23 protein-coding genes are annotated in these 26,183 nt (G+C 61.0%); 8 read left to right on the top strand and 15 right to left on the bottom strand.

The features are described from left to right. Positions 1-55: 55 nt before the first annotated feature. Entirely contained in the window at positions 56-442 is a 387-nt protein-coding gene (locus FQ192_RS15830; RefSeq protein WP_149659432.1) for a hypothetical protein, read from the bottom strand. Between the two features lie 152 nt (positions 443-594). On the opposite strand from FQ192_RS15830, the gene phoB reads away from it, so the two are divergent. The 3 genes from phoB to FQ192_RS15815 all read left to right on the top strand — a co-directional run bounded on the left by phoB (position 595) and on the right by FQ192_RS15815 (position 4,172). Beyond that, positions 595-1,284 carry a phosphate regulon transcriptional regulator PhoB gene (gene phoB, locus FQ192_RS15825; protein WP_008150066.1) on the top strand — a complete coding sequence of 230 codons (690 nt, stop codon included), beginning with the start codon at positions 595-597 and terminating at the stop codon, positions 1,282-1,284. A gap of 137 nt (positions 1,285-1,421) precedes the next feature. After that, positions 1,422-2,708 (top strand): phosphate regulon sensor histidine kinase PhoR, encoded by a 1,287-nt coding sequence (gene phoR, locus FQ192_RS15820; protein WP_256672293.1) that lies wholly within the window; start codon positions 1,422-1,424, stop codon positions 2,706-2,708. 123 nt (positions 2,709-2,831) lie between these two features. After that, positions 2,832-4,172 (top strand): hemolysin family protein, encoded by a 1,341-nt coding sequence (locus FQ192_RS15815; RefSeq protein WP_149659430.1) that lies wholly within the window; start codon positions 2,832-2,834, stop codon positions 4,170-4,172. A 112-nt stretch (positions 4,173-4,284) separates the two neighbouring features. Here the strand turns inward: FQ192_RS15815 and FQ192_RS15810 are convergent, their stop codons facing one another. The 8 genes from FQ192_RS15810 to FQ192_RS15775 all read right to left on the bottom strand — a co-directional run bounded on the left by FQ192_RS15810 (position 4,285) and on the right by FQ192_RS15775 (position 15,153). Next, positions 4,285-5,181, bottom strand: a complete 897-nt coding sequence (locus FQ192_RS15810; RefSeq protein WP_149659429.1) for a peptidoglycan DD-metalloendopeptidase family protein — start codon at positions 5,179-5,181, stop codon at positions 4,285-4,287. Positions 5,182-5,424: 243 nt separating this feature from the next. Further along, the gene (locus tag FQ192_RS15805) at positions 5,425-6,378 is read right to left on the bottom strand and encodes a response regulator (protein ID WP_149659428.1); all 954 of its coding nucleotides are present in this window, start codon (positions 6,376-6,378) and stop codon (positions 5,425-5,427) included. A 167-nt stretch (positions 6,379-6,545) separates the two neighbouring features. Next, entirely contained in the window at positions 6,546-7,307 is a 762-nt protein-coding gene (gene phoU, locus FQ192_RS15800; RefSeq protein WP_149659427.1) for a phosphate signaling complex protein PhoU, read from the bottom strand. Between the two features lie 109 nt (positions 7,308-7,416). After that, entirely contained in the window at positions 7,417-8,250 is an 834-nt protein-coding gene (pstB, locus tag FQ192_RS15795; RefSeq protein WP_149659426.1) for a phosphate ABC transporter ATP-binding protein PstB, read from the bottom strand. A 92-nt stretch (positions 8,251-8,342) separates the two neighbouring features. Further along, entirely contained in the window at positions 8,343-10,013 is a 1,671-nt protein-coding gene (gene pstA, locus FQ192_RS15790; protein ID WP_149659425.1) for a phosphate ABC transporter permease PstA, read from the bottom strand. A 15-nt stretch (positions 10,014-10,028) separates the two neighbouring features. Beyond that, entirely contained in the window at positions 10,029-12,062 is a 2,034-nt protein-coding gene (locus tag FQ192_RS15785) for an ABC transporter permease subunit (RefSeq protein WP_178129136.1), read from the bottom strand. A 556-nt stretch (positions 12,063-12,618) separates the two neighbouring features. Continuing rightward, positions 12,619-13,620 (bottom strand): phosphate ABC transporter substrate-binding protein PstS, encoded by a 1,002-nt coding sequence (locus FQ192_RS15780; RefSeq protein WP_149659423.1) that lies wholly within the window; start codon positions 13,618-13,620, stop codon positions 12,619-12,621. Between the two features lie 234 nt (positions 13,621-13,854). Next, positions 13,855-15,153 carry an MFS transporter gene (locus tag FQ192_RS15775; RefSeq protein WP_149659422.1) on the bottom strand — a complete coding sequence of 433 codons (1,299 nt, stop codon included), beginning with the start codon at positions 15,151-15,153 and terminating at the stop codon, positions 13,855-13,857. 368 nt (positions 15,154-15,521) lie between these two features. On the opposite strand from FQ192_RS15775, the gene FQ192_RS15770 reads away from it, so the two are divergent. Together FQ192_RS15770 and FQ192_RS15765 are read left to right on the top strand one after the other, a co-directional pair. Continuing rightward, positions 15,522-15,926 (top strand): acyl-CoA thioesterase, encoded by a 405-nt coding sequence (locus FQ192_RS15770; RefSeq protein WP_007896491.1) that lies wholly within the window; start codon positions 15,522-15,524, stop codon positions 15,924-15,926. A 58-nt stretch (positions 15,927-15,984) separates the two neighbouring features. Then, on the top strand, positions 15,985-16,884 hold the full coding sequence (locus FQ192_RS15765; RefSeq protein ID WP_149659421.1) for a D-hexose-6-phosphate mutarotase: 900 nt from the start codon (positions 15,985-15,987) through the stop codon (positions 16,882-16,884). 112 nt (positions 16,885-16,996) lie between these two features. Here FQ192_RS15765 and FQ192_RS15760 read toward each other — a convergent pair whose 3' ends face one another. The 5 genes from FQ192_RS15760 to FQ192_RS15740 form a co-directional block, all read right to left on the bottom strand. Continuing rightward, a complete protein-coding gene (locus FQ192_RS15760) occupies positions 16,997-17,533 on the bottom strand; it encodes a DUF3299 domain-containing protein (RefSeq protein WP_149659420.1) in 537 nt (178 codons plus the stop codon). A gap of 89 nt (positions 17,534-17,622) precedes the next feature. Then, on the bottom strand, positions 17,623-17,868 hold the full coding sequence (locus tag FQ192_RS15755; RefSeq protein WP_149659419.1) for a GlsB/YeaQ/YmgE family stress response membrane protein: 246 nt from the start codon (positions 17,866-17,868) through the stop codon (positions 17,623-17,625). Positions 17,869-17,973: 105 nt separating this feature from the next. Continuing rightward, positions 17,974-19,056: a 5-(carboxyamino)imidazole ribonucleotide synthase gene (locus tag FQ192_RS15750; protein ID WP_149659418.1), complete on the bottom strand. Its 1,083-nt coding sequence runs from the start codon at positions 19,054-19,056 to the stop codon at positions 17,974-17,976. Between the two features lie 11 nt (positions 19,057-19,067). Continuing rightward, entirely contained in the window at positions 19,068-19,559 is a 492-nt protein-coding gene (purE, locus tag FQ192_RS15745; RefSeq protein WP_019694319.1) for a 5-(carboxyamino)imidazole ribonucleotide mutase, read from the bottom strand. 328 nt (positions 19,560-19,887) lie between these two features. Further along, entirely contained in the window at positions 19,888-20,805 is a 918-nt protein-coding gene (locus FQ192_RS15740) for a LysR substrate-binding domain-containing protein (RefSeq protein WP_133835322.1), read from the bottom strand. 180 nt (positions 20,806-20,985) lie between these two features. Between FQ192_RS15740 and aspA the strand changes: the two genes are divergently transcribed. The 3 genes from aspA to FQ192_RS15725 all read left to right on the top strand — a co-directional run bounded on the left by aspA (position 20,986) and on the right by FQ192_RS15725 (position 25,437). Further along, positions 20,986-22,410: an aspartate ammonia-lyase gene (aspA, locus tag FQ192_RS15735; RefSeq protein WP_133835321.1), complete on the top strand. Its 1,425-nt coding sequence runs from the start codon at positions 20,986-20,988 to the stop codon at positions 22,408-22,410. A 465-nt stretch (positions 22,411-22,875) separates the two neighbouring features. Then, on the top strand, positions 22,876-24,333 hold the full coding sequence (locus FQ192_RS15730; RefSeq protein WP_149659417.1) for a sodium:alanine symporter family protein: 1,458 nt from the start codon (positions 22,876-22,878) through the stop codon (positions 24,331-24,333). A 99-nt stretch (positions 24,334-24,432) separates the two neighbouring features. Further along, the gene (locus FQ192_RS15725; protein ID WP_149659416.1) at positions 24,433-25,437 is read left to right on the top strand and encodes an asparaginase; all 1,005 of its coding nucleotides are present in this window, start codon (positions 24,433-24,435) and stop codon (positions 25,435-25,437) included. 55 nt (positions 25,438-25,492) lie between these two features. On the opposite strand, the gene FQ192_RS15720 is transcribed toward FQ192_RS15725, so the two are convergent. Then, positions 25,493-26,038: a hypothetical protein gene (locus FQ192_RS15720; RefSeq protein ID WP_149659415.1), complete on the bottom strand. Its 546-nt coding sequence runs from the start codon at positions 26,036-26,038 to the stop codon at positions 25,493-25,495. Between the last annotated feature and the right edge of the window lie 145 nt (positions 26,039-26,183).

The following is a 26,183-nucleotide window of genomic DNA, read 5'->3' as shown; positions in this document are numbered from 1 at the left end:
TGTATATCCGTAGGCGTTGCCGCAAGCCGCGATCTTTAACGACCTGGCGAAGCGCTTACTTCTGCGATTCGTGAACGACGTGCCAGACATCTTTCATGCCGTCACCCTTCATCTCTCCAGGTTTTTCGTCCTTCACAAACGTGTAGAGCGGCTTGCCGTCGTAGGCATATTGCATCATGCCGTCATCACGCTTGATGACCGTCCATTTGCCTTCAGCCTTGGCACCCGCCGGCGCCATCATCGGCGGCCAGTTCTTGGCGCAATCCGCGTTACACATGGACTTGCCGCCACTGTCCTTGTCGAACGTGTAAACGGTCATGCCCTTGTGATCGACCATCATGCCGCCCTTCATCATGGCCGGTTCGGCAGCGAAGGCCATCGCCGGTAACGCCAGAGCAGCGGCCAACATCAGAGCCTTAAGGGAGAACGTGAATTGAGTCATGGAAACCTTCTCTTGTGGTTGTCAGGATTCGGAATTAGAGCTTAGCCCAGGATCATGACAATCGCCGCTCGACTAAAATACTGTCACACGACTGCAATAATTCCGTTATCTAATGCGGCGCAAGACAGTTAAATGACAAGAGGAATATAGGCATGGTTGGCAGGAGCATTCTGATCGTCGACGACGAAGCGCCCATTCGCGAAATGATCGCCGTTGCGTTGGAAATGGCCGGCTATGACTGCCTGGAGGCTGAGAACTCCCAGCAGGCCCATGCCATCATCGTCGACCGCAAGCCGGACCTGATCCTGCTGGACTGGATGTTGCCCGGCACGTCCGGCATCGAGTTGGCCCGGCGCCTCAAGCGCGATGAGCTGACCGGGGATATCCCGATCATCATGCTCACCGCCAAGGGCGAAGAGGACAACAAGATCCAGGGCCTGGAAGTCGGCGCCGATGACTACATCACCAAACCGTTCTCGCCCCGCGAGCTGGTGGCGCGCCTCAAAGCCGTGCTGCGCCGTGCCGGCCCGACCGATGGCGAAACCCCGATCGAAGTCGGCGGCCTGCTGCTGGACCCGATCAGCCACCGCGTGACCATCGACGGCAAACCCGCCGAGATGGGCCCGACCGAATACCGCCTGCTGCAATTCTTCATGACCCACCAGGAACGCGCCTACACCCGTGGCCAGTTGCTGGATCAGGTCTGGGGCGGCAATGTCTATGTCGAAGAACGTACCGTCGACGTGCACATCCGGCGCCTGCGCAAAGCCCTCGGCGATGCCTATGAAAATCTGGTACAAACCGTGCGCGGCACCGGTTACCGGTTTTCCACGAAAGCATAGAAGCGGCGGCAAGCTTTAAGCTACAAGCGGCAAGCGAAAGCAGAGCCGCTTTGACTTGAAGCTTGTAGCTTGAAACTTGGAGCTGCGCTAGGACGCCCCCCTTGAACCAAAACTGGCATGGCACCCTGATTCGCCACATGCTGTTGCTGGTCACCGCCTGCTTGGTGATCGGCCTGATTTCCGGCTACTACGGCTGGAGCCTCGCCGCTGGCCTGGGCCTTTACCTGGCCTGGACCCTCAAGCAGCTGTTGCGCCTGCACGAATGGCTGCGCCTGCACAAACCCGATGAAGCACCGCCCGATGGCTATGGCCTGTGGGGCGAAGTGTTCGACAGCATCTACCACCTGCAACGCCGCGACCAACGGGTGCGCGGGCGACTGCAAGCGGTGATCGACCGGGTCCAGGAATCCACTGCCGCGCTCAAAGACGCGGTGATCATGCTCGACAGCGACGGCAACCTCGAATGGTGGAACCGCGCCGCCGAAACCCTGCTCGGCCTCAAAACCCCGCAAGACAGCGGCCAACCGGTGACCAACCTGGTGCGCCATCCGCGCTTCAAGGAATACTTCGAGCAGGACAGCTACGCCGAGCCGCTGGAAATCCCCTCGCCGATCAACGATCGCCTGCGCATTCAGCTGTACATCACCCGCTACGGCAACAACGAACACTTGATGCTGGTGCGCGACGTCACGCGCATCCATCAGTTGGAGCAGATGCGCAAAGACTTTATCGCCAATGTTTCCCACGAACTGCGCACGCCACTGACGGTGATCTGCGGCTACCTGGAAACCTTGCTCGACAACGTAGAGGACGTGAATCCGCGCTGGACCCGCGCCTTGCAGCAGATGCAGCAACAGGGCGGCCGCATGCAGACCCTGCTCAACGACCTGCTGCTGTTGGCCAAGCTGGAAGCCACCGATTACCCGTCGGACAACCAGCCCGTCGTCATCGACAGCCTGCTGAAATCGATCAAGAGCGATGCTCAGCAGCTATCCGCGCAAAAGAGTCAGAAGATCACCCTGGAGGCCGATTCCACGATTCTGCTCAAGGGCAGCGAAGCGGAATTGCGCAGCGCGTTTTCCAACCTGGTGTTCAACGCCGTGAAATACACCCCGGCCGAAGGCAATATCCGCATTCGCTGGTGGGGCGACGACCAGGGCGCGCATTTGAGCGTGCAGGATTCCGGGATCGGCATCGACAGCAAACACTTGCCACGCCTGACCGAACGCTTCTATCGCGTCGACTCCAGCCGCAACTCCAACACCGGCGGCACCGGGCTTGGGCTGGCCATCGTCAAGCACGTGCTGCTGCGCCACCGCGCGCGGATGGAAATCAGCAGCGTGCCGGGGCATGGCAGCACCTTCACCTGCCATTTTGCGCCGGCCCAGGTGACCAAATCCCAGCTGATCAGCGCTGCCGATTGATACCGGCCGGCACTCGCCCCTAGGCAATCGCCGAGTCAGCCGCTACATTGGCTGACTTGTGCCTGCCCTTCAGGCACCGCATTTCCTTCTTTTTCGAATACACGGAACCCGCAAAACCCCATCATGGACCCATCCCCTGGCTTGACCCTCGCGACACTCTTCGCCGATTTCGGCATGATTCTTTTTGCTCTGATCCTGGTTTTGCTCAACGGATTCTTCGTTGCGGCCGAATTTGCCATGGTCAAACTGCGCTCGACCCGGGTCGAGGCCATCGCTGATAAAAACGGCTGGCGCGGACATATCCTGCGCACCGTGCACAGTCAGCTCGATGCGTACCTCTCGGCGTGCCAGTTGGGTATCACCCTCGCCTCGCTGGGTCTGGGCTGGGTCGGTGAGCCGGCGTTTGCGCACATCCTCGAGCCTATCCTTGAAGCCGTCGGCGTACAGTCGCCCGAAGTGATCAAAGGCGTGTCGTTCTTTGCCGCGTTCTTCGTGATTTCGTACCTGCACATCGTGGTCGGTGAGCTGGCACCCAAGTCGTGGGCGATCCGCAAACCGGAGCTGCTGTCGCTCTGGACCGCCGTGCCGCTGTACCTGTTCTACTGGGCGATGTACCCGGCCATCTACCTGCTCAACGCCAGCGCCAACGCGATTCTGCGCATCGCCGGCCAGGGTGAGCCCGGCCCGCATCACGAACACCATTACAGCCGTGAAGAACTGAAACTGATCCTGCACTCCAGCCGTGGCCAGGACCCGAGCGACCAAGGCATGCGTGTATTGGCCTCGGCAGTGGAAATGGGTGAACTGGAAGTGGTGGACTGGGCCAACTCCCGGGAAGATCTGGTGACGCTGGAGTTCAACGCGCCGCTGAAGCAAATCCTCGCGTTGTTCCGTCGCCACAAGTTCAGCCGTTATCCGGTGTACGACAGCGAACGCCAGGAGTTCGTCGGCCTGCTGCACATCAAGGATCTGCTGCTGGAACTGGCGGCTCTGGACCACATTCCCGAGTCGTTCAACCTGGCGGAGCTGACTCGTCCGCTGGAGCGCATTTCGCGGCACATGCCGCTGTCGCAATTGCTGGAACAGTTCCGCAAGGGCGGCTCGCACTTCGCCTTGGTCGAAGAAGCCGACGGCAACATCATCGGCTACCTGACCATGGAAGACGTGCTGGAAGTGCTGGTAGGCGACATTCAGGACGAACACCGCAAGGCCGAACGCGGGATCCTTGCGTACCAGCCGGGCAAGCTGCTGGTGCGCGGCGATACGCCGCTGTTCAAGGTTGAACGCCTGCTGGGCATCGACCTGGACCACATCGAAGCCGAAACCCTCGCCGGGCTGGTCTACGAAACCCTGAAACGGGTGCCGGAAGAGGAAGAAGTGCTGGAAGTCGAAGGTTTGCGGATCATCATCAAGAAGATGAAAGGGCCGAAGATTATTTTGGCCAAGGTGTTGATGCTCGATTAAGCGATCCGGGTGAAACCGCATCGCGCCCTTCGCGGGCAAGCCTCGCTCCTACAGGTTCGTGTGATCCGTAGGAGCGAGGCTTGCCCGCGAAGGCGTCAGACCAGGCACCACATCACTGTTTGCCCAACGCAAAGTTGGGCAACGCCCCCACCGGTTGATTGAACTGGTACGGAATCGACACCAGCCCCAACCCGGTATTGCGCTGCACCACGAAGTGCAGGTGCGGCCCGCTGCTGTTGCCGGTGTTGCCCGACAATGCCAGCGCACTGCCCACCGCCACCCGCTGCCCTTCGCGCACGCTCACCGAGCCTTGCTTGAGGTGCAGGTACACGCCCATGGTCCCGTCATCGTGCAACACCCGCACGAAATTGCCGGATGGATCATTGCCGCGACCGCTCTGGCCATTCTCGGTCTTCACTACCATCCCGGCCCGCGCCGCGATGATCGGCGTGCCTTCAGGCATGGCGATGTCCATGGCGAAACGGTTCTTGGCACCGAAGTGGCTGTATTGGCCATTGGCGCCCTGACTCAAGCGAAACGGCCCACCACGCCACGGGAAGGGATATCGATAGCTCTGAGCGGCGCCTGAAGGGTCGCCCATGGAGTATTGGAAGCTCGGGGTATACACCAGCGGCTTGCCGCCGATAATCGCCGTGAGCAGCGCCAGGCGCGAGTTGCTGCGCGCCGGCAAGACCCGGCGAATCGGCTGGCTCGGCGCGCCCTTCACATTGCTCAACCCGGCAAAACTCAGCTCGACCTCCACCGGTGCATACAAATCGTTGCGCACAAACACCACGTCCACGCCCTTCTGCTTCTTGATGTCCAGGTACACCTGCCGCTCCAGGTGCTCGACCATCCGGTCCCGAAAAACGAACACCTGGGAGCCTTTCGTGGGGCGGTCGCTGTAGGAGACCACGCCATTGGCGTCGGTGGACTTGTAAATGGTCATGGCCACAGCCGAGGTGGAGGCCATGAAAAGACCACAGAAAAACAGCAGGCGCGCGAGCATGGGCAAGAGTCTGTCGAATAAGGCCTGGGAGGAGCCTAGCAGCTGAGATGGACCAGCGTAGTCGGCAGATGTTTCAAATGATCGTCCCCACGCGGAGCGTGGGAACGATCAGAGCGGTGTGGTGAATGGGATGGCCACTTCGCGGGCAAGCCTCGCTCCTACAAGGTTTGTGTCGTCCGCAATGAGCGCGACACCTGTAGGAGCGAGGCTTGCCCGCGAAGGCGGACTGTCAGGCGCCGACGATCACGCGCCCGGTACGAAATGCTTCTGCGCCGTACCACGGGCAATCAGGCGGGAGATGTAGTCGAGCTTCTGTGCGTCTTTATCGACGAAGCGGAAGGTCAGTTGCAGCCAGTCGCTGTCGGGCTTTTGCTCGTGGGCGACGATGGCGTGCAGGTAGCCGTTGAGGCGCGCGGTTTCAGCGTTGTCGCCCTGCTCCAGGTCGAGCACGGCGCTTTCGAGCACTTGCGGCAGGATGTCGGTGCGTTTCACTACCAGCAGCGCTTCCTTGAGGCTCAAGGCCTTGATCACGCAGGGCTGGGTGCCACTCGACAGGCGCAACTGGCCTTGGCCACGGCCACCCGCCGGTGCTGCCGAAGCGGCGCCAGGTGCCTTGACCGGCGGGCTGTTGAGCAACCCACGGGATGGTGCAGCGGCGGGTGCCGGGGCGGCAGCGACAGGTTTGGCGAACGGGTTGACCGGGGCAGCGGCTGGCGCGGCCACGGCAGCCTTGCCGCCAGTGAGTGCGCTCAGGGAATCGTTGCCGAACGCCGAGTTCATTTTGGTCGGGGCGCTGTTCATCAAGGTGTCGAGCTTGCCGACCTTGTTCAGCGCCTGTTTGACCTTGGTCAGCAGTTGCTCGTTGGTGAACGGCTTGCTGACGTAGCCGGAAACCCCGGCCTGGATCGCCTGGACCACATTTTCCTTGTCGCCACGGCTGGTCACCATCACGAACGGCATGGTCTTGAGGTTGTCCTGCTCGCGGCACCAGGTCAGCAGTTCCAGGCCGGACATTTCCGGCATTTCCCAGTCACACAGAACCAGGTCGAACGCTTCGCGCGCCAGAATCGCCTGAGCCTTCTTGCCGTTGACCGCGTCTTCGATCCGGATACCCGGGAAGTAGTTGCGCAGGCACTTCTTCACCAGGTCACGAATGAACGACGCATCGTCCACGACCAACACACTGACCTTACTCATCCACAACCCCTTAAAAAAATCCCGGCAAGCATACCGCTTTGCTGATGGCACATTGCCTTAAATCTTCAGTCACGCCGGGACTTTTCGTTCGCGGGTGCTGCTTCCACATTCAAAAACCACAAACAAAAACGCCCGGCCAAAAGGCCGGGCGCTTTTCTCAGGCAATCTTACTTATCGTCAGCTATGCCCGGAACATTAGCGGTTTCGCCACTTGTGCCTTCAACTTCTTCTTTCATGCGCTTGAGGCCAAGGTGCCGCACGTCGGTGCCGCGCACCAGGTAAATCACCAGCTCCGAGATGTTGCGCGCGTGGTCGCCGATACGCTCCAGGGAACGCAGCACCCAAATGATGCTCAAGACCCGCGAGATAGAGCGCGGGTCTTCCATCATGTAGGTCGCCAGCTCACGCAGCGCGGTCTTGTATTCGCGGTCGATGATCTTGTCGTACTGCGCCACCGACAACGCCAGGTCGGCGTCGAAACGGGCAAACGCGTCCAGTGCATCGCGAACCATGTTGCGCACCTGGTCGCCGATGTGGCGAACCTCGACGTAACCCCGTGGGGCCTCGCCTTCTTCGCACAACTGGATGGCGCGACGGGCGATCTTGGTCGCTTCGTCACCGATGCGTTCCAGGTCGATCACCGATTTGGAAATGCTGATGATCAACCGCAAGTCGGACGCCGCCGGCTGACGACGGGCGAGAATGCGCAGGCATTCTTCGTCGATGTTGCGTTCCATCTGGTTGATCTGGTCGTCGATCTCACGCACTTGCTGGGCCAGGCCGGAGTCGGCCTCGATCAGCGCGGTCACTGCGTCGTTGACCTGCTTCTCCACCAGCCCGCCCATGGCCAGGAGGTGGCTGCGCACTTCCTCCAGCTCAGCGTTGAACTGTGCAGAGATGTGGTGGGTTAAGCCTTCCTTCGAAATCATCTTTTGCTCCGCGATAGCTGTGAGCTGCAAGCTACAAGCTGCAAGCTGTGTTGTGTCGTACTCGGACCGCTTTTACTTGCCGCTTGAAGCTTGCGGCTTGCAGCTATTCCTAGCCATACCGGCCGGTAATGTAATCTTCGGTCTGCTTCTTCGCCGGATTGGTGAACAAGGTGTCGGTGTCGCCGAACTCCACCAGTTTGCCCATGTACATGAACGCCGTGTAGTCGGAAACCCGCGCGGCCTGTTGCATGTTGTGGGTCACGATGACGATGGTGAACTTGGATTTCAGTTCGTAGATCAGCTCTTCGACTTTCAGCGTGGAGATCGGGTCGAGGGCCGAGCATGGTTCGTCGAGCAGCAGCACTTCCGGCTCCACGGCGATGGTGCGGGCGATCACCAGACGTTGCTGCTGACCACCGGACAGGCCGAGTGCCGACTCGTGCAGGCGGTCTTTGACTTCATCCCACAGCGCCGCGCCTTTCAACGCCCACTCGACGGCTTCATCAAGAATGCGTTTCTTGTTGATGCCCTGGATGCGCAGGCCGTAAACAACGTTTTCGTAGATGGTTTTCGGGAACGGGTTCGGCTTCTGGAACACCATGCCCACACGGCGACGCAGCTCGGCCACGTCTTCGCCCTTGCGGTAGATGTTGTTGCCGTAGAGGTTGATCGCGCCTTCGACGCGGCAGCCGTCCACCAGGTCGTTCATGCGGTTGAAGGTGCGCAGCAGCGTGGACTTGCCGCAACCGGACGGGCCGATGAAGGCGGTCACGCGCTGTTTCGGGATGTTCATGCTGACATCGAACAGCGCTTGTTTGTCGCCGTAGAACAGGCTCAGGCCCGGCACTTCGATGGCCACGGTTTCCTGCGCAAGGCTCAGGCTCTGTTTGTCGCGGCCCAGAGCGGACATGTTGATGCCGTGGGTATGTGTTTCGTGCTGCATGGTCTCACTCCGTTCGTAGCTGCAAGCTTTTAGCTGCAAGCTGCAAGTTTGAGCAAAAGCGGCGTGTAGCTTGCCGCTTGTGGCTAATGGCTTTAGCTATCCAACGCTTTGTATTTTTCGCGCAGGTGGTTGCGGATGTAGACCGCCGACAGGTTCAACGTCGCGATCACCAGCACCAGCAACAGTGCCGTGGCGTACACCAGCGGTCGTGCGGCTTCGACGTTCGGGCTCTGGAAGCCGACGTCATAAATATGGAAGCCCAAGTGCATGATCTTCTGGTCAAGGTGCAAGTACGGGTAGTTGCCGTCCACCGGCAGCGACGGCGCCAGTTTCACCACACCTACCAGCATCAGCGGCGCCACTTCACCGGCGGCGCGGGCCACGGCGAGGATCATGCCGGTCATCATCGCCGGGCTGGCCATCGGCAGCACGATCTTCCACAAGGTTTCAGCCTTGGTCGCGCCGAGGGCCAACGAGCCTTCACGCACGGTGCGAGGAATCCGCGCCAGGCCCTCTTCGGTGGCCACGATCACCACCGGCACCGCCAGCAATGCCAGGGTCAGCGAAGCCCAGAGCAGGCCTGGCGTACCGAAGGTCGGTGCTGGCAACGCTTCGGGGAAGAAGATCCGGTCCAGCGAACCGCCAAGTACGTACACGAAGAAGCCCAGGCCGAACACCCCGTAAACGATGGCCGGGACGCCCGCCAGGTTGTTCACGGCGATGCGGATAATCCGCGTCAGCGCGTTCTGCTTGGCGTATTCACGCAGGTACACCGCCGCCAGCACGCCGAACGGGGTCACGATCATCGCCATGATCAGGGTCATCATCACGGTGCCGAAGATCGCCGGGAAGATCCCGCCTTCGGTATTCGCTTCGCGCGGGTCGTCGGACAGGAATTCCCAGACCTTGCCAAAGTAGAAGCCGATCTTGGTAAAGGTGCCCATGGCGTTCGGCTGGTAGGCGTGAACCACTTTGCCGATGCCGATTTCGAGCTCTTTGCCGTTGGCGTCGCGAGCGGTGAGGCTGTCGCGGTTGAATTGGGCGTGCAGATCGCTCAGGCGCGCTTCGATGTCCTGGTAACGGGCGTTCAGTTCAGCCTTTTCGGCGTCCATGTCCGCTTGCGCGGTAGCGTCCAGTTTGCCGGCCAGTTCCAGCTTGCGACCGTGCAGACGGATACGTTCCAGACCGGCGTTGATCGCGCCGATGTCGGATTTCTCCAGGGTCTTGAGCTGTGCCGCAAGTTTGTTGACGCGATCGACACGGGCCTGCAACTCCGGCCACGCGGCCTCGCCCTCGGCGATCACCTTGCCGTCCTGTTTGACGTTGACCAGGTAACCGTAGAAGTTGCCCCACTCGCGACGCTCGATGGCCATCAGCTCGGGTGGCGTCTTCTGGTTGGTCAGCCACTCGCCGACGATCCAGGTGAAGTCGTTGCCGTTCAAGTCACGGTTGCCGACCTTGATCAGCTCGCGGGTCATGAACTCCGGGCCCACATCGGGCACCGGCAGGCCAGCGCTTTTCAGGCGCTCGCGGGGCACTTCTTCTTTCTGCACCACTTCGCCGATCACCAGGTGATTGGCCTGGCCCGGGACGTCGTAGCTGGCGTGGATCAGGTCCGCCGGCCAGAAGTGACCGAGGCCGCGCACGGCAATCACGGCCAGCAAGCCAATGGTCATGATGACCGCGATGGACACCGCGCCACCGCTGATCCAGACGCCGGGGGCGCCGCTCTTGAACCATCCATTCAGGGAGTTCTGTTTCACAGACTTCTACCTTTCTTAAAGCGACGAGTATTTCTTGCGCAGACGCTGACGAATCAGCTCCGCGAGGGTGTTCATGACGAAGGTGAACAACAGCAGTACCAGCGCCGAGAGGAACAGCACGCGGTAGTGGCTGCCGCCGACTTCCGACTCCGGCATTTCCACCGCAACGTTGGCCGCCAGGGTGCGCAGGCCTTCGAACAGGTTCATTTCCATGACTGGGGTGTTACCGGTGGCCATCAGCACGATCATCGTTTCACCGACCGCGCGGCCCATGCCGATCATCAGTGCCGAGAAAATGCCCGGGCTGGCGGTGAGGATCACCACGCGGGTCATGGTCTGCCACGGTGTGGCGCCGAGGGCCAGGGAACCGAGGGTCAGGCCGCGAGGCACGCTGAACACGGCGTCTTCGGCGATGGAGTAGATGTTCGGGATCACCGCGAAACCCATGGCCAGGCCGACTACCAGGGCGTTGCGCTGGTCGTAGGTGATGCCCAGGTCGTGGGAGATCCACATGCGCATGTCGCCGCCGAAGAACCAGGTTTCCATGTACGGGCTCATGTACAGCGACAACCAGCCCACAAACAGGATCACCGGGATCAGGATCGCGCTTTCCCAGCCGTCCGGCACTTTCAGGCGGATCGACTCAGGCAGGCGACTGAAGACGAAACCGGCCACCAGGATGCCAATCGGCAGGAGCATCAATAGGCTGAAGATGCCCGGCAAATGCCCTTCCACATAAGGTGCGAGGAACAGGCCGGCGAAGAAACCGAGGATCACCGTCGGCATCGCTTCCATCAGTTCGATCACTGGCTTGACCTTGCGGCGCAAGCTCGGGGCCATGAAGTAGGCGGTGTAGATCGCGGCAGCGACGGCCAGCGGTGCGGCCAGCAACATGGCGTAGAACGCGGCCTTCAAGGTACCGAAGGTCAGCGGCGACAAACTCATCTTCGGTTCGAAGTCAGTGTTGGCTGCAGTCGATTGCCAGACGTATTTAGGTTCGTCGTAGTTCTCGTACCAGACCTTGCTCCACAGGGCGCTCCAGGAAACCTCCGGGTGCGGGTTGTCGAGCAGCAGCGGTTGAATCTTGCCGCCTGCTTCGACGATCAGGCGGTTAGCCCGTGGCGACAGACCGAAGATCCCTTGGCCATCGACCACCTGATCGACCAGCAAGGTGCGGTGCGCGGTGCTGTGGAACACACCAAGCTTGCCGGAGGCGTCGAGGGCAACAAAACCTTTGCGACGTTCTTCGGCGCTGATTTCAACGATCGGCGTGGTGCCCATCTGGAAGGTGCGGATCTGCTTCAGGCGCAGTTCGCCATCCGGGTCGCGAGCCATAAACCACTGGGCCAGGCCACCCTTGGAGTCACCGAGAATCAGCGAAATACCGCCCACCAATTGGGTGCTGGCCGTGATTTGCGCTTCGCCGTCTTCAAGCAATTTGTAGCGACCGTTAAGGCTCTTGTCGCGCAGGCTGAACACATCGGCCTGGGCGCGCCCGTTAATCACGTACAACCACTGTTGGCGCGGGTCGACGAAGATGTTCTTCACCGGCTCGGTCATTTGCGGCAGATCGATACGCTTCTGCTCGTTGGTGACTTCACCGGTCATCATGTTTTCTTCGCTGGTCAGCGACAGCACATTGAGTTGCGAACCGGTGGAGCCAACCAGCATCAGCGTGGTGTCGGTGGCGTTGAGGCTGACGTGCTCCAGCGCACCGCCCGCTTCGTTCAACGCAATCGGGGTTTCGCCGTACGGGTACTCGACGGCTGGTGAAATGGTCTTCTTGCCGTCCGGGTAACTGACTTTATAGGTGTGACGGAACACCAGCACCTGACCATTGGACAGACCGACCGCCACCAGCGGATGGCCAGGCTGGTCTTCGCCAATCGAGGTCACGGTGGCACCGGCCGGAATTGGCAGATCGACGCGCCGCAGTTCGGCGCCACTGTCGATATCGAAGAAAAGAGCCTGGCCCTTGTCGGAAACCCGCATGGCGACCTGGTTCTGTTCTTCCAGAGAGATCATCAGCGGCTTGCCGGCGTCTTGCATCCAGGCAGGCGTGATGGCGTCCTTGGCCGTCAGATCAGCCCCCTGAAACAGGGGAAAGACGACGTAACCAAGGAAGAAGAAGATCAGCGTGATCGCACCGAGGACGGCGAGGCCGCCAATGAGCACGTACCAGCGGGTCAGGCGATCTTTGAGCGCGCGGATGCGACGCTTGCGTTGCAGTTCAGGCGTATTGAAGTCAATTCGCTTGGGGGGATTGTTAGTCATGGTGGAATTGGCCAGATCATTCATGCGCACACCCTAGCGATCCTGTATGACAGAAAGATGACAATGCAGTGACGCAACAAATCCGCCGCCAGCGGGAACTGGCAGAGGACCGGAAATTTGGGAGCCGGTATTGACCGGCATTTGTAGGAGCGAGGCTTGTGTGGCGAGGGGGCTTGCCCCCGTTGGGGAGCGAAGCGCGCCCATCGAATCAGCCATCGCATTATCGTCGTCGACCGATTTATGACTGCTTCGCAGTCAAACGGGGGCAAGCCCCCTCGCCACCCAAGCTTCGCTCCTACACAGGTCCGGGGCGAGCCCCGGACCTAGGGTTTTACTTTTTTGCGACTTCAGCGCCGCCTTCCGCCAGACCCAGGTCAGCCAGTGCTTTTGCAGCAACCTTGGCCGGCAGTGGGATGTAGCCGTCTTTCACTACAACTTCCTGGCCCTGTTTGGACAGAACCAGTTTCACGAACTCGGCTTCCAGCGGGGCCAGAGGCTTGTTCGGGGCCTTGTTGACGTACACGTAGAGGAAACGCGACAACGGGTATTTGCCGTTCAGGGCGTTTTCTTCGCTGTCTTCGATGAATTCAGTGCTGCCCTTCTTCGACAGAGCCACGGTTTTCACGCTAGCGGTTTTGTAGCCGATGCCCGAGTAACCGATGCCGTTCAGCGAGGAGCTGATCGACTGCACGACCGAAGCCGAACCTGGTTGTTCGTTGACGTTTGGCTTGTAGTCGCCTTTGCACAGGGCTTCTTCTTTGAAGTAGCCGTAGGTGCCGGACACCGAGTTACGACCGAACAGCTGAACCGGCTTGTTGGCCAGGTCGCCGGTCACACCCAGGTCGCCCCAGGTTTTAACGTCGGCTTTAGCGCCGCACAGACGAGTGGACGAGAAGATCGCGTCGACTTGTTCCATGGTCAGGTGCTGGATCGGGTTGTCTTTGTGTACGAAAACAGCCAGGGCGTCCACGGCAACCGGGATAGCGGTTGGCTTGTAGCCGTACTTCTGCTCGAAGGCCGCCAGTTCGGTGTCCTTCATCTTGCGGCTCATCGGGCCCAGGTTAGAGGTGCCTTCAGTCAGCGCAGGTGGCGCAGTGGCGGAGCCAGCGGCCTGAATCTGGATGTTTACGTTCGGGTATTCTTTTTTGTAGTTCTCAGCCCACAGGGTCATGAGGTTGGCCAGGGTATCGGAGCCGACGCTGGACAGGTTGCCCGATACACCAGTGGTCTTGGTGTAGCTCGGGATCGCAGGGTCAACAGCGGCGAACGCGTTGGCAGTCGCAACGCCAGCAGCGACAAAAGTCATTGCCGCCATCAAACGCTTCAGTTTCATGCCTTACTCCTAGCAGATAGGGTGTGTTAAGTCGGGGCCAAGTATCAGCAGGCCGTGTGAACACTCTATGGCTGAAATATGACAATTGGATGAAAGGCCAGCATGTCGTGACAGATCGTTCCCACGCTCTGCGTGGGAATGCATCCTGGGACGCTCTGCGTCCGCTGTGAGATGTGACGCGGAGCGTCACGGAATGCATTCCCACGCAGAGCGTGGGAACGATCGGTTGCTGGCTTAACGCCCCTCCTTCCAAAGATACGCACCCACCAAAATCCCGACCCCACAAATAATCGCCACGTAATAGGCCGGCCCCATCGGGCTCTCCTTGAGCAGCAACGTCACAACCATCGGCGTCAGTCCACCAAAAATCGCGTAGGCCAGGTTGTAGGAGAACGACAGCCCGCTGAAGCGCACCACTGCCGGGAAGGCCTTGACCATCACGTACGGCACGGCGCCGATGGTGCCGACGAGCAGGCCGGTCACGGCGTACATCGGGAACAGCCAGTCCGGGTGGTTGAACAGGCTGTGGTAGAAGGTCCACGAACTGATCAGCAACGCGGCGCTGCCGAACACGAACACCCGGCCGGCGCCGAAGCGGTCGGCCAGTGCGCCGGAGGCCACGCAACCCAGGCTCAGGAACACGATGGCCAGGCTGTTGGCCTGTAATGCGGTGGTCGGCGAGAAGTGGTAGACGGTCTGCAGCACGGTCGGGGTCATCAGGATGACGACGATGATGCCGGCGGACAGCAACCAGGTCAGCAGCATGGAAATCAGGATCGCCCCGCGATGGTCGCGCAGCACCGCGCGCAGCGGCACTTCTTCGGCCAGGGCCTTGCGCAGTTGCAGCTCGGCGAACACCGGGGTTTCGTGCAACCAGCGGCGCAGGTAGACCGAGAACAGGCCGAACACGCCGCCCAGCAGGAACGGGATCCGCCAGGCGTAATCCGCGACTTCGACCGGGGTGTAAATACTGTTGATCGCCGTGGCCACCAACGAACCCAAGAGGATACCGGCCGTCAGGCCGCAGGTCAGGGTGCCGCAGGCGTAGCCGATGTGCCGCTGGGGCACGTGTTCGGAAACGAAGACCCAGGCACCGGGCACTTCCCCGCCAATCGCCGCGCCCTGGATCACGCGCATCAGCAACAACAGGATCGGCGCCCACAGGCCGATCTGCGCATAGGTTGGCAGCAGACCCATGATCAGCGTCGGCACGGCCATCATGAAAATGCTCAGGGTGAACATTTTCTTGCGCCCCAGCAGGTCACCGAAGTGCGCCATGACGATGCCGCCCAACGGCCGTGCCAGGTAGCCGGCGGCGAAGATGCCGAAGGTCTGCATCAGGCGCAGCCACTCGGGCATGTCGGCCGGAAAGAACAGTTTGCCGACCACCGTGGCGAAGAACACGAAGATGATGAAGTCGTAAAACTCCAGCGCGCCGCCCAAGGCGGACAGCGACAAGGTCTTGTAATCGTTGCGGGACAACGGACGTGCGGATTGCGTCGGCTGCGCAGTGCTCGAGGGCGCTGTGGTCATGGCAAGGGCTTCTCTTATAGTCGGATCTGCAACCCCAACAACGCTGGCGGAGGCTTGGGCAGGTCCGGCACGATAGCAAATTGTTCGAAAAAGCACATAGAGGTGCGTATTTGACGGTCGAAATGAGAACCGGACGGTCGTCTCGGAGTCTACCGACCGATATACTCGCAACCTTGCACCTGCTTTTGTAAGGGGTTGCTGTGCGAAAACGCCTGCCAGGCTTCACAGGCGATTTCGCAGAGTTTCCCTTTAGGCGCCTTATGAAAAACGTGACGAACGTAGTATGTTCGGGGCTGAATCGTTTTTTCTGAGACGGCTATTCACCTTGAAGTACTAATGAAGAGTCACGGGTCAGAGGCACCCCCGGCATGATAGAGCTCGAACAAGAAGATCCGATCCCGCAAGGCGACCTGGCCCTGCAAATCACCGCGCTCCCGCGCGAAACTAACGGCTTTGGCGATATTTTCGGCGGCTGGCTGGTGGCGCAGATGGATTTGGCCGGCACCGCGATGGCCAGCAAGGTCGCCGGCGGCCGCGTGGCGACCGTTGCCATCGACCGCATGGCGTTCCTGGTGCCGGTGGCAGTGGGCGCGCAGCTTTCCTTCTATACCCAGGCGCTGGAAATCGGCCGCAGCTCGATCCAGATGATGGTCGAGGTCTGGAGCGACGATCCGCTGTCCAGCGAGTGGCGTAAGGTGACTGAAGCGGTGTTCGTGTTCGTCGCCATCGACGGCAGCGGTCGCACCCGTTCGGTTCCGCCCCGCGCACGTTAAACACGGCGCGGGGTTTGCGGTCCATTGCAGTCATTGATCCTGATTGAGAGTTGTCCCCATGAGCACGCCCAACGTTGAAGCCGTCAAACTGGATGAACTGAACTGCTGGCGCATCCGCCACGGTCAGGCCGAATTGCTGGTGGCCCAGCAAGGCGCGCACATCCTCAGTTACCAATTGGCCGGCCAACCGCCGCTGATCTGGCTCAACGACGAGGCCGTGTTCAAGACCGGCAAAAGCATCCGCGCCGGTGTGCCGATCTGCTGGCCGTGGTTCGGCAACTTCGATCGCAACCCGCCGAACGTCAAGGCCATGCGCGTCAGCAACGAGCCGGCGGGCGCCCATGGTTTTGTCCGGGCGACGGATTGGGAACTGGGTGGCATCGAAACCGAGGGCGAAAGCCTGAACGTGGAGTTCCTCCTGCCGTACCCCGAAGGTGGTTTCCCGGGCTGGCCGCATCAGGTGGACTTGACGTTGAGCATTCGTCTGGACGAGCAACTGCACATCAGCCTGACCAGCCACAACCGCGGTGCTGAGGCGGTGTCGATCAGCCAGGCATTGCACAGTTATTTCGCCGTCAGCGATGTGCGCAACGTGCAGGTTGAAGGGCTGGATGGCTTGAGTTACATCGATACGACGAAGGACTGGAGCACGGCCACTCAGGCCGGGGATCTGGCCTTTACGGGCGAGACAGACCGTATCTACCTGAATACCCCGTCGAAGCTGAGCCTTGTCGACGCGGCCTGGGAACGGCGCATCGAGCTGACCAGCAGCGGTTCGCGCACGGCGGTGATCTGGAACCCGTGGATCGATCGCGCGGCGGCGTTCAGCGACATGGCCGACGATGGCTGGCAGCGCATGCTGTGCATCGAGACCGCGAATGTGATGGATGACGTGGTGAACCTGGCGGCGGGTGCCAGTCATACCCTGGGTGTGAGCATCGGTAGCAAACCGCTTTAAAAGCTTCGCGGGCAAGCCTCGCTCCTACAGGGGATTGGTGCCGCCACAATTTTCGTGGTCGGACCTCGCCCCTGTAGGAGCGAGGCTTGCCCGCGAATCGATCCACCAAACGCTACAAATCTGATTCTTTCACCACCCGCACCTTCGCCGCATCCAGCGCATACGCCGCGTCAGCCAGGTCGTTGTTGACCTTCTCGATCTTGAGCGTGCCCGTCACCCACAGCGGTGTGTAGATATCGTCCAGCTTCAAGCCTTTCGGATAACGCACCAGCACCAACTGGTTAGGCGGCGGTGGCGGCACGTGGATGCAGGCGCCCGGGTACGGCACCAGGAAAAACAGCGTGCTGCGACCCTTGGCGTCGGACTCCAGCGGCACCGGGTAACCACCGATGCGAATGTTCTTGTCGTTCATCGACGGCACGGTTTTGGTCGAGTACATCACCGCCGGCAGGCCCTTGCTCTGCTTCATGCCACCCTTTGAGGTAAAGGTGCCATCGCCTTCGGGGGTGTTGTGGTCGATTTCGGGCATGGCCTCGAGGGCTTTCTGGTCCGACTTGGGCATCAGCTCCAGCCAGTCGGTTTCCGGCAGCTCGCCGGCATGGGCAAGGCCCGAGCCCAATAAAAGGATAGTCAGCAGAAGACGGCGCATGGAGGTGCTCGACATAAGAAAGGACGGTATGAATGGCGAGCATTCTAGCCCTCTCTGCCTGCGCAGCAGAGAGGGCTTTGTCGCATCAATCAGTTCTTTTTGATCAAGCCGTAGAGCACCAGCAACACCACGGCGCCAACCAGCGCACCGAGGAAGCCTGCGCCCTGGCCCGCCTGGTAAATGCCCAGAGCCTGGCCGCCGTAAGTGGCCGCCAGCGAACCGCCGATACCGAGCAGGATGGTCATGATCCAACCCATGCTGTCATCGCCCGGTTTCAGGAACCGAGCCAGCAGGCCGACGATCAAGCCGATAAAGATGGTTCCGATAATTCCCATGGCATTTCCCTCTGATTGGTTGGTTATGCCAAAGACTAGACAGACTTTGGCATCCTGCCATCAGAGAACGGCGGACTCTGAAGGTTCCGCCGCTGCCACATGAAACTATTCGGCGATCAGCGCTTCGACCTTGAGGATCTGCGCCGCGAGGGTCTCGCGATCGGCGCAACGCAGGTTGGCGTGACCAACCTTGCGCCCGGCCTTGAACGCCTTGCCGTAGTGGTGCAAATGGCAGTCGTCGATGGCGATCACTTTCTCGACCGGCGGAACAACGCCGATGAAGTTGAGCATCGCGCTCTCGCCAATCTTGGCCGTCGAACCCAATGGCAGACCGGCAACGGCCCGCAGGTGGTTTTCGAACTGGCTGCACTCGGCGCCTTCGGTGGTCCAGTGCCCGGAGTTGTGCACGCGCGGGGCGATTTCGTTGGCTTTGAGGCCACCGTCGACTTCAAAGAACTCGAACGCCATCACGCCGACGTAATTCAGCTGCTTGAGCACACGGCTGGAATAGTCTTGCGCCAGGGCTTGCAGCGGGTGATCGGTGCTGGCCACGGACAGCTTGAGGATGCCGCTGTCGTGGGTGTTGTGAACCAGCGGATAGAAGCGGGTTTCGCCATCGCGAGCACGCACGGCGATCAGCGAGACTTCGCCAGTGAACGGCACGAAGCCTTCCAGCAGGCAAGCGACGCTGCCCAGTTCGGCGAAGGTGCCGACCACGTCTTCCGGTTTGCGCAGGACTTTCTGGCCCTTGCCGTCGTAACCCAGCGTGCGGGTTTTCAACACGGCCGGCAGACCGATGGACGCCACGGCAGCGTCCAGATCAGCTTGCGACTGGATGTCGGCGAACGCCGGGGTGGGAATCCCCAGGTCCTTGAACATGCTCTTCTCGAACCAGCGATCACGGGCGATGCGCAGGGCTTCGGCGCTCGGGTAGACCGGGACGAATTGCGAGAGGAAGGCCACGGTTTCGGCCGGGACGCTTTCGAACTCGAAAGTCACCAGATCGACTTCATCAGCCAGCTGACGCAAGTGATCCTGATCGCCGTAATCGGCCCGCAGGTGTTCGCCCAACGCAGCCGCGCAAGCGTCCGGCGCCGGGTCGAGGAAAGCGAAGTTCATGCCCAGCGGAGTGCCCGCCAGCGCCAACATGCGGCCCAACTGGCCGCCACCGATTACACCGATTTTCATCGTCAACAACCTCAGGCGATGCGTGGGTCTGGATTGTCCAGGACGCTGTCTGTCTGCTCAGCACGGAAGGTTTTCAGCACCGCGTGGAACTGCGGGTGCTTGGCGCCGAGGATACTCGCCGACAGCAGGGCTGCGTTGATCGCGCCAGCCTTGCCGATGGCCAGGGTGGCGACCGGAATGCCCGCGGGCATCTGCACGATCGACAGCAGGGAATCGACGCCGGACAGCATCGACGACTGCACCGGAACGCCCAGCACCGGCAGGTGGGTCTTGGCCGCACACATGCCTGGCAGGTGGGCCGCGCCACCGGCACCGGCGATGATCACCTCGATGCCACGCGCCTCGGCCTCTTCGGCGTACTGGAACAGCAGGTCCGGGGTGCGGTGGGCAGAGACCACTTTCACCTCGTAAGGGATGCCGAGCTTTTCCAGCATATCGGCGGTGTGGCTAAGGGTGGACCAATCGGACTTGGAGCCCATGATCACGCCAACCAGTGCACTCATCGTCGTGCCTCTTCTCTCTGGGCGCCCGCAGGCGCGTCAAAAACAACAAGCCACGCAGAAATGCGTGGCTTGATTGTACGAAAAATGGCCGGACGAACCGGCCGAAGGCCGCGCAGTATACCTCAATGAAGCAGATAAACAGCCCCCGGGACGACCATCTGTCATCCGGCGCAAAGTGCCGGTTTTATTGACTCGAAGGTCAGCGAAAAACAGCGTAAATCGATCGTTCCCACGCTCTGCGGGGCAACGCCTCCTGTGACGCTCTGCGTCACGCTTTTTGGGACGCGGAGCGTCCCGGGCTGCATTCCCACGCAGAGCGTGGGAACGATCATTGCCCGGTCGTGCCTTGCGCGGCGCCCCCTTCAAGCTTGCGCCACAACAACCGCACATTCGCCTTGCGCACCAGCGCGCAGCGGTACAAACGAATCTCCAGCGGCACATGCCATTGCGGGCCGCCGCACACCACCAGTTCACCGCGCGCCAGTTCGGCGCGCACGCTCAGTTGCGGCACCCAGGCAATGCCCAGGCCTTCCAGCGCCATGCTTTTCAGGCTGTCGGCCATGGCGGTCTCATAAATGGTGGTGAAACGTAGCGCCCGCTGGCGCAGCAACATGTTCACCGAACGGCCAAGAAACGCGCCGGCGCTGTAGGCCAGCAGCGGCACACTGCCTTCGCCTTCCAGATCGAATAACGGTTTGCCCTCGGCATCAGCGGCGCACACCGGCAGCATTTCGGTATGGCCCAGGTGCAACGACGGGAAAATCTCCGGGTCCATCTGCAACGCCGCATCGGGGTCGTAGAACGCCAGCATCAAGTCACAGCCGCCCTCGCGAAGCGCATGCACCGCATCGCCGACGTTGGTGGCCACCAGCCGCGTGGCAATGTTCAGGCCTTCATTACGCAACTGCGCGATCCATCGCGGAAAGAACCCCAGCGCCAGCGAGTGAGCGGCCGCGACCTGCATCACCTCGCCCTGCCCGCCTTCCAGGTGATGCAGATGGCGCAACACTTCGCCCAGCTGCTCGACCACCGTCCGCGCGGTCACCAGGAACAATTGCCCCGCTGCCGTCAGCTCGACCGGCGTGCGCGAACGGTTGACCAATTGCAGCCCCAACGCGGCTTCCAGGCTGCGGATCCGTCGGCTAAACGCAGGCTGGGTCACAAAACGGCGTTCCGCAGCCTGAGAAAAGCTGCGGGTGGCGGCCAGGGCACTAAAGTCCTCCAGCCATTTGCTTTCCAGATTCATCAGATCCTCCCGGACACGCACCAATTTAGGTCACACGCTCGCCGCACACGCGGCGTCACACGGGCATTATGCCGAATGTGCATAGGCCAGCGCTTAACAGCATTGGCCCAAAAATCTCCACAAGCCTAGCATTCACAGCGTTCCGGCACAGTCCGGGTCCATATTGAGATGATTTCTATCATGTCCTCCGCTGCATCTTTCCGCACAGAAAAAGACCTGCTTGGCGTACTCGAAGTACCTGCTCAAGCGTATTACGGCATCCAGACCCTGCGAGCGGTGAACAACTTCCGTCTCTCCGGCGTTCCGATTTCGCATTACCCGAAACTGGTGGTCGGCCTGGCGATGGTTAAACAAGCCGCCGCTGATGCCAACCGCGAGTTGGGTCACCTGAGCGAAGCCAAGCACGCTGCCATCAGCGAAGCCTGTGCACGACTGATCCGCGGCGATTTCCACGAAGAGTTCGTGGTGGACATGATTCAAGGCGGCGCTGGCACTTCGACCAACATGAATGCCAACGAAGTCATCGCCAACATCGCGCTGGAGGCCATGGGTCACCAGAAGGGCGAATACCAATACCTGCACCCGAACAACGACGTGAACATGGCGCAGTCGACCAACGACGCCTATCCGACCGCGATCCGCCTGGGTCTGCTGTTGGGTCACGACGCGCTGCTGGCCAGCCTCGACAGCCTGATCCAGGCGTTCGCTGCCAAAGGTGTTGAGTTCAGCCACGTATTGAAGATGGGCCGTACCCAACTGCAAGACGCCGTGCCGATGACCCTCGGCCAGGAATTCCGCGCGTTCGCCACCACGCTGGGCGAAGACCTGGCCCGTCTGAAGACGCTGGCCCCGGAACTGCTGACTGAAGTGAACCTGGGCGGCACCGCCATCGGCACCGGCATCAACGCTGACCCGCGTTACCAGCACCTGGCCGTGCAACGCCTGGCCCTGATCAGCGGTCAACCGCTGGTGCCGGCCGCCGACCTGATCGAAGCCACTTCCGACATGGGCGCCTTCGTGCTGTTCTCCGGCATGCTCAAGCGCACCGCGGTCAAGCTGTCGAAGATCTGCAACGACCTGCGCCTGCTGTCCAGCGGCCCACGCACCGGCATCAACGAAATCAACCTGCCGGCTCGTCAGCCAGGCAGCTCGATCATGCCTGGCAAAGTCAACCCGGTGATTCCGGAAGCGGTTAACCAGGTGGCGTTCCAGATCATCGGCAACGACCTGGCCCTGACCATCGCGGCCGAAGGCGGCCAGTTGCAACTGAACGTGATGGAGCCGCTGATCGCGTTCAAGATCTTCGACTCGATCCGCCTGCTGCAACGCGCCATGGACATGCTGCGCGAGCACTGCATCGTCGGCATCACCGCCAACGAAGAGCGCTGCCGCGAACTGGTCGAGCACTCGATCGGCCTGGTCACCGCGCTGAACCCGTACATCGGCTATGAAAACGCCACCCGCATCGCCCGTATCGCCCTCGAAAGCGGGCGCGGCGTGCTGGAACTGGTGCGCGAAGAAGGCTTGCTCGACGACGAAATGCTCGCCGACATCCTGCGCCCGGAAAACATGATTGCTCCGCGTCTGGTGCCTCTGAAGGCTTAACCGAACGCTGCACACGCTCACCAGGTCGAGGGACTAGACACCTCTCACCTTTTGAGGGCTTGGGGATTTATTCCCCGAGCCCTTTTTTTTAACTGTTTACAGGCCCGACCGTATAGATCGTGCCTGGATCGACTTCTGTAGGAGCAAGGCTTGCCCGCGATGGCGCCCGCAAAATCGCCATCGCGGGCAAGCCATGCTCCTGCAAGAGAAAGGACCTCGTTTCATCGCTTGCACCACAACCGTGCAGACGGGCGTCGCACTGATAGGTATAGTGCCGCCCCTCTTCGCGTGAGCGGTCGTCGGTAACGAGGCCCAAACCCATGCGAAACCCGAACTAATAACAACCCGCGATATGGAACCGGGACGAACCCTCGCCTCACCTGTCATGCCTTGCGCACGTCGGTGTAACGCGATGTTTCTGCCTCTCCAGCATTTGCTTAAACAAAAAACAGCGAGGAATAATCCATGCTCGAAGTCATCAACGACTTCCTCTCAGGGAAAGTACTGATCGTGCTCATTGTCGGGCTCGGTAGCTACTTCACGATCCGCTCGCGTTTCGTTCAATTGCGCCACTTCTTCCACATGTTTGCGGTATTCCGTGACAGCCTCAAAAGCAGCGCCGGGCAACTCAGTTCGTTCCAGGCCCTGATGCTCAGCCTCGCCGGCCGCGTCGGTGCGGGCAACATCGCCGGTGTCGGCATCGCCGTGACCCTCGGCGGGCCAGGTGCGGTGTTCTGGATGTGGGTGACCGCGCTGGTCGGCATGTCCAGCAGCTTCTTCGAATGCTCCCTCGGCCAGCTCTATAAGCGCTGCGACTCCGACGGCACTTACCGTGGAGGCCCGTCCTATTACATCCAGCATGGCCTGCAGAAACGCTGGTTGGGGATGATCATGGCGTTCCTGCTGCTGATCACCTTCGGTTTCGCGTTCAACGGCCTGCAATCCCACGCCGTGACTCACTCACTGCAAAACGCCTTCGGCTTCGACACCGCCTACTCCGGCCTGGCCCTGGCCCTGCTGCTAGGCCTGGTGTTCGTCGGTGGCATCAAGCGCATCGCCAAGGTCGCTGACCTGCTGGTGCCGGTGAAAACCCTGGTGTACATCGGCGTGACCCTCTACGTGATCGTGCTGCAATTCGACCATGTTCCAGCGATGCTCATGACCATCGTCAAAAGTGCCTTCGGTATGGACCAGGCCTTCGGCGGCCTGATCGGCAGCGCCATCGTCATGGGCGTGAAGCGTGGCGTGTTCGCCAACGAAGCCGGCCTGGGCAGTGCGCCAAACGTGGCCGCCGTGGCTTCGGTCGAACACCCGGTTGCTCAGGGCGTGGTTCAGGCGTTCAGCGTGTTCCTCGACACCTTCGTGATCTGCACCTGCACCGCGTTGCTGATCCTGCTCTCGGGCTTCTACACCCCGGGCTTCGAAGGCGACGGCATTGCCCTGACCCAGAACTCCCTGGCGGCCGTGGTCGGAGACTGGGGCCGCATCTTCATCTCCGTGGCCCTGTCGTTGTTCGTGTTCACCTCGATCCTCTACAACTACTACCTGGGCGAGAGCAACCTGCGCTTCTTGATGGGCGCCAAGGACAGCCGCATGGCCGTCATCACCTACCGCGCTATTGTGCTGCTGCTGATCTCGTGGGGTGCCGTCGAAAACCTCGGCACGGTGTTCGCCTTCGCCGACATCACCATGACCATGCTCGCGTTCGTGAACCTGATCGCGCTGTTCCTGCTGTTCAAGGTCGGCATGCGCATCCTGCGTGACTACGATGACCAGCGCGCTGCCGGCATCAAGACCCCGGTGTTCGATTCGAGCAAGTTCCCGGATCTGGACCTGGACCTGCAAGCCTGGCCAGCCAACCCGCCAGCCGCTGCGCCAAAAGCAGCCGTTGAGCCGCAAGGCGTACCCGCAGCGCAACGCTGATCGGTAAAAAACCGGGCGCCTCCCCTGCGCCCGACGTGACACAACGTACGGCCGGCGTCATGCTCGGTCGTATGTTGTTTTCGCTTTCGGAGAACCTCCATGAATGCCTCGACCTACCCTGCCGCCCAGCACGTCATGGTGCTCTACACCGGCGGCACCATCGGCATGCAAGCCAGCGCCCACGGCCTGGCCCCGGCATCCGGTTTCGAAGTGCGGATGCGCGACTACCTGCACAACCAGCCTGAACTGGTGGTGCCGCAGTGGCGCTTTCGCGAGATGAGCCCGCTGATCGACAGCGCCAACATGACCCCGGCCTATTGGCAGCAACTGCGCGAAGCGGTGGTCGATGCCGTGGATGTACAGGGCTGCGACAGCGTGCTGATCCTGCACGGCACCGACACCCTCGCCTACAGTGCCGCCGCCATGAGCTTCCAGTTGCTCGGCCTGCATGCCCGCGTGTGTTTCACCGGCTCGATGCTCCCGGCCGGCGTGACTGACAGCGATGCCTGGGAAAACCTCAGTGGTGCGCTGGTTGCCTTGGGCCATGGTCTGGCGCCGGGCGTGCACCTGTACTTCCACGGCGAACTGCTGGACCCGACCCGTTGCGCGAAGGTGCGCAGTTTCGGTCGTCATCCGTTCAAGCGGCTTGAGCGTCAGGGTGGCGGCGTGAAGGCGGCTTCTCTGCCGGCAGCGCTGACCTACAACCAACCCAAGCAATTGGCGAACGTCGCGGTACTGCCGCTGTTCCCCGGCATTGGTGCCGACGTGCTGAATGGCCTGCTCGACAGCGGCATTCAAGGCTTGGTGTTGGAGTGCTACGGCAGCGGTACCGGGCCAAGTGATAACCCTGAGTTTCTCGCCGCGCTGGAACGGGCGCGGGACAACGGCGTGGTGGTGGTGGCGGTGACGCAGTGCCATGAAGGCGGGGTCGAGCTGGATGTGTATGAGGCGGGCAGTCGCCTGCGCGGTGTCGGCGTGTTGTCGGGTGGCGGCATGACCCGAGAAGCGGCGTTCGGCAAGCTCCATGCGCTGCTCGGCGCCGACCTGGATAACGCCAACGTGCGACGCCTGGTCGAACTGGATCTGTGTGGCGAGTTGAGCTGATCGACCGTGACTTGCCGGCGCCTGCCATGTGGCAGGCGCCGGCTAGCCGTGCGGCTTACTTCTTGACCTGATAATCCTGGCCCCACACACGCACCGTGGTGGACGTCTCAATCGGCCCTTCAAAGGTGAATTTCTGGCGTACCGCCGCTTTGGGCGGAACGGTGACCTCATCCGGGTTATCCAGGCTGGCGGTCAGCCCGTTGGCGTAACCGTCCTGATCGATCGCCAGCAAGGCGCCGGTCTGCTTGAGGTTGATCAAGCGCAGTTGGCTGTCGCTGCTGTTCTTGAAGCCCAGGGTGACAATAAACGTGTCGCCGACGGCCTCGGTCTTCAGCACTTGAACATCGATGCGGTCCTTCATTTGTTCGCGAGAGGAAACAATCGCAGCGCCGTCAACGCCTTGTGCCGATTGACGCCCATCGAGCACCCCTTCACTGACCCCGCCCAACAGGTTCTTGCCGGCCGAAATCGCCGACGAGACCGCCGCCTTGGCCGAATCCTTGATGCTGCTGCCGTCGGCCGGCTCGCCTTCGGCAAAGCACAGCGAGCTGAGCAACAGGCTGGAGGCCAGGAGGATGGAGCGCGATGGAGTGAATGTCATACCTAGTCCTTTATGGTTGTTTGCCACGCCACCCGAGGGTGAATGGCAGGCAGGTTGCACCAATCGGCTATCGGCGGCAAGCAGGCGCCCACCGGGGCGGCATGCAACTTGCTCCCTTCCGGCAGACCTCATGGACGGAAGCGAA

The organism is Pseudomonas sp. ANT_J12, assembly GCF_008370045.1.
GTDB lineage: Bacteria > Pseudomonadota > Gammaproteobacteria > Pseudomonadales > Pseudomonadaceae > Aquipseudomonas.
Note: the sequence above shows the minus strand (reverse complement) of the source record. Positions and strands in the feature narration are given on the sequence as shown.